This window comes from Pseudomonas sp. G1002 (assembly GCF_013385455.1).
Taxonomy (GTDB): Bacteria; Pseudomonadota; Gammaproteobacteria; order Pseudomonadales; family Pseudomonadaceae; genus Aquipseudomonas.
The window spans coordinates 1-3,870 of sequence record NZ_JACAPY010000071.1 but is presented as its reverse complement, the minus strand read 5'-3'; the positions used below and the strand labels follow the sequence as shown (position 1 = coordinate 3,870).

The following is a 3,870-nucleotide window of genomic DNA, read 5'->3' as shown; positions in this document are numbered from 1 at the left end:
ATGGCGGCATTCAGCGCCAGCAAATTGGTCTGCTCGGCAATCGAACGAATCACATCCAGCACCTTGCTGATGCCATACACCTTCTGCGCCAGGTCCTCCACCTGAGTCGCATTGGCCGTCACATCATCCGCCAGGGACTCAATCGACAACACCGTCTGATGCACCTGCTCGCGCCCATGCTGAGCGATACGATCCGACTCCCGCGACGCCTGGGACGTAGCCACCGCATTGCTCGCCACCTCCTCCACCGCCGCCGTCATCTGGTTCACCGCAGTAGCCGCCTGCTCGATTTCCTGACTCTGCTGATGCAACCCACGGGTGGCATCTTCGGTCACGCAACTAAGCTCTTCGGAAGCCGACGCCAACTGGCTGGACGAATCGGAAATACGTCGAATGGTTTCCCGCAGGCTCTCCTGCATGCTTTTCAGCGCCTGCTGCAAACGCGCCGGCTCATCCTGGCCGCTGACAGTAATCACCCCGGTCAGATCGCCACTGGCCACACCCTGGGCGACTTTCAAAGACTGGGATAACGGCAGCACAATACTGCGGGTCAGCAACAATGCCAGGCCGATGGTGATCAGCGCCGTCACGGCAATCATGCCAACCACCCAACTGCGCGATTGCGTGAACACACTTTGCGCCAGGCTCGCCGCCTGATTGGCACTGACCTTGTTCAACGTCACCAGCTCACGCAGGGTACCGGCCAGTTCGTCGGCCAACTGGTTCATCTCGCCGTTGACCACCTTGATCGCGTCTTCCAACTGATTCGCCCGGGAAAACGCCATCACCTGTTCCTGGCGCTGCAGGTAACGCTCTTCCTCGGTTTTAAAGCGATCGAACAGCACCCGCTCTTCAGACAGCACGATCAAGCCTTCATAGAGGGACTGAGCCTTGTGCAGGCCGCTTTTCAGCTCGGTGATTTTCTGCTCATTCTGCGTGATTGCCTGCGGGTCGCGGTTAAGCAGCAGCCGCAACGTCAGGGCCCGCACCCGCAGCAGGTCCTGATTCATCTCGCCGACCGCCATCACGCTGGGCAGCCAGTTGTTTTCCACCTGGTCAGACTGCTGGCGCATATTGCCCATCTGCAACAAGGCGAACCCGCCCAGGGCAAACACCATCAGCGCCAGCAAACCAAACCCCAGGCCGGCGCGAGGGGCGATATTCAGACTTCTGATATTCATGCTCGGAATCCTTCCAAAAGCGCTGCATCCACCTGCAGCGGGCTCTTGAAAGGTATCGGCGAGTTGAGACGTTTGCCTAAGACGAAAACGCGATATCAAAACGCCTTATGATCGCCCCGCCCCGGCTGTAGCGATTCAGCTAAACCCATCACCTGGGCTTGGGCAGAATCGCCAGGAAATTGTCCCGTGCGACCTTTCTGGCCACATCCTCAGGCAACGCATCGAGGAACGGGTCAAAGCTGCGCATTTCCTTACCGAGCTTGTTGAAGCGTCCTACCACGTCTGAGCCAAGCATGAAGCGGTCCGGGAAGCGCTCCACCAGCTTTACCCACTCAGGGCGTGCCTTTCCCGCCTCATCCAGCAAGTAAGGCGTGAGCACGCTCCAGGACAGGTCGACGTAAAGGTTGGGGTAAGCCTCCAGCATGCGCGCCAGGGTCGGCAGCAAAAAATCCATCTGCGTCTGGTGCCGATGGATCTCCATGCTGCTGCCCGCGTGGGCCCAGATAAACCGGGTGTGCGGGTGATTACGCAGCGGCTCTTCCATTTCCGCCAGGTACAACGGATTTTTCTCACGCTTGGAGGTGATGTTGGAATGCACCATCACCGGCAGATCATTCTCCGCGGCCAGGTGATAGATGCGGGTCATCGCCTCGTTGTTGGCCCTTGGGATGTCGCCGGAGGTCAGCGCGGTCAGGTCGTCGTGACGGGTGAAGACTTCGCCGATGCCTTGCCAGAGCCCAGGATTGAGATCGAGCATGCGCTGGATATGGGATGCCGCATTTTTATCGTTGGGATTGAAACCACTGAGGAACGGATGAAAGCGCTGACGTTGCTCCGGGCTCAGTTTATTGACCGCATCGGCGACGAACACGTCGGTGGCGCTGTACCAATAGGCGTCGGCGTCGTCCCCGGCGTAATAGCGCGGCCGCTTGGGTTCGTCCTCATGCCATTTCTTGGCCACCGGTATGCCGGAAATCATCACGTGCTCGATGCGATTATCGGCCATGGCCTTGAGTAATTTATCCATGCCCGCCGACTCCTGGAAGAAATCGACGTAATGCAGGTGTGCATCGCTGTAGGCATAGTCGCGAGCCTGCACCGCAAAGCTTGCGGCGGTCAGCAACAGGGCAATACTCAGGCGGGTCCGGCGCACGGGGGTATCTCAAACAAGGGCTAATGCCGGTAGACATCGGACCGCGCCTGCGGGTTCAGCGGTAAACAACGGGGAACACCAACGTGCCAGCATGCTCTATAACTGCATGAGCTTCTTCCTGCCACCCTGTGAGGTTTGCCATGCCTGTTACCGTGAACACGCTGAACGCCGAAAACTTCCGCCACAGCGTCAATATCAATAACCACGAGCTGTTTACCGACCTGCCCAAGAGCCTGGGCGGCGACGATTCGGCGCCCTCCCCCCACGATTACTTCGACGCCGCACTGGCGTCCTGCAAGGCCCTGACCGTCAAGCTCTATGCGCAGAAAAAAGACATACCGCTGACCGGCGTGACCGTGGAAGTCACCCATGACAGCACCGAAGAGCAAAAGGGCAAATACAAGCTCAACGTCAAACTGACCCTCAAGGGCGTACTCACTGACGAGCAGCGCGACGAGCTGCACCGCGTGGCGGATCGCTGCCCGGTGCACAAGCTGATGACCACGGCCGAAGTTACCATCGAGACCCGGCTCTCCGAAGGCGCCTTCAGCCAGTAGCGGCAACCTCCCGTCGAGCGGGTTATGCTCAGTACCATCAGACCCGCTCAGACTGGGAAGCACCATGACCACCGTGACCGTGATTCGCCCGCGCGCCGAAGATGTGGAAGGCCAACCGATCCTGCGCCCACTGCCCTCCAGGCAATGCCGCAGCGTCGGGCCTTTCGTGTTTTTCGACCATATGCTGCAAACCCCTTATGCCCCGGGTACCGGCATGAACATTCGCCAACACCCGCACATCGGCCTCTCTACCCTGACCTACCTGTTTGAAGGCGAACTCCTGCACAAGGACAGCCTCGGCTCCGATCAGGTGGTCAAGGCCGGGGACGTCAGCTGGATGACAGCCGGCAGTGCCATTGCCCACGTTGAACGCAGCCCCGAGGCGTTGAAGGCCAGTGGTTTCAGCCTGCACGGGTTGCAAGTGTGGCTGGCCTCCCCCAAGGAACATGAACAAGGGCCTGGGCATTACAGCCATCATCCGGCCGCCAGCTTGCCGGTGAGCGATAACCTCGGCGTGCAGATTCGCCTGATTGCCGGCAATGGCTTTTGCCTCGAATCGCCGGTGCCGGTGCTGTCGCCCACCTTGTATGCCGAGGTACGGATGCAGACGGCTACCACCCTGCTGATCCCGGATGAGCATGAAGAACGGGCGGTGTATGTGCTGGAGGGTGAGGCGCAGTTGGATGGCGAAGCGCTGCAGGTGCATAGCCTTGTGGTGTTGCCGGCAGGCGCAAGCATGGGGCTGTTTGCCGAGACTGATTGCCACCTGGTGGTGTTCGGCGGCGCGGCGCTGGATGGGCCACGGCGGATTAACTGGAATTTTGTCGCGAGTGATCCGGCGTTGATCGAGCAGGCTCGGCAGCGTTGGGCGGCTGGGGATTGGCCGACAGTGCCGGGGGAAAGTGAGCGGATCGAGTTGCCTGGAGGCAAGGCTTAAGCGCTTTATTGCCTGTGAAACAGCCTTCGCGAGCAAGCCCGC

The 3,870-nt window shown here is 59.8% G+C and carries 4 protein-coding genes; 2 read left to right on the top strand and 2 right to left on the bottom strand.

Annotation, left to right across the window (positions count from 1 at the left end; all coding sequences use genetic code 11):
- Together HX801_RS31820 and HX801_RS31815 are read right to left on the bottom strand one after the other, a co-directional pair.
- Window positions 1-1,181 (bottom strand): methyl-accepting chemotaxis protein (locus HX801_RS31820; RefSeq protein ID WP_371316604.1); only part of this gene is annotated, 1,181 nt, incomplete at its 3' end.
- A gap of 148 nt (window positions 1,182-1,329) precedes the next feature.
- The gene (locus HX801_RS31815) at window positions 1,330-2,334 is read right to left on the bottom strand and encodes an amidohydrolase family protein (protein WP_177023443.1); all 1,005 of its coding nucleotides are present in this window, start codon (window positions 2,332-2,334) and stop codon (window positions 1,330-1,332) included.
- Window positions 2,335-2,474: 140 nt separating this feature from the next.
- On the opposite strand from HX801_RS31815, the gene HX801_RS31810 reads away from it, so the two are divergent.
- Both HX801_RS31810 and HX801_RS31805 read left to right on the top strand, forming a co-directional pair.
- Complete coding sequence (locus HX801_RS31810) at window positions 2,475-2,891, top strand: OsmC family protein (RefSeq protein WP_003210558.1); 417 nt, start codon at window positions 2,475-2,477, stop codon at window positions 2,889-2,891.
- 64 nt (window positions 2,892-2,955) lie between these two features.
- Window positions 2,956-3,828, top strand: coding sequence for a pirin family protein (locus tag HX801_RS31805; RefSeq protein WP_177023442.1), 873 nt, complete (start codon window positions 2,956-2,958; stop codon window positions 3,826-3,828).
- The last annotated feature ends 42 nt before the right edge of the window (window positions 3,829-3,870 follow it).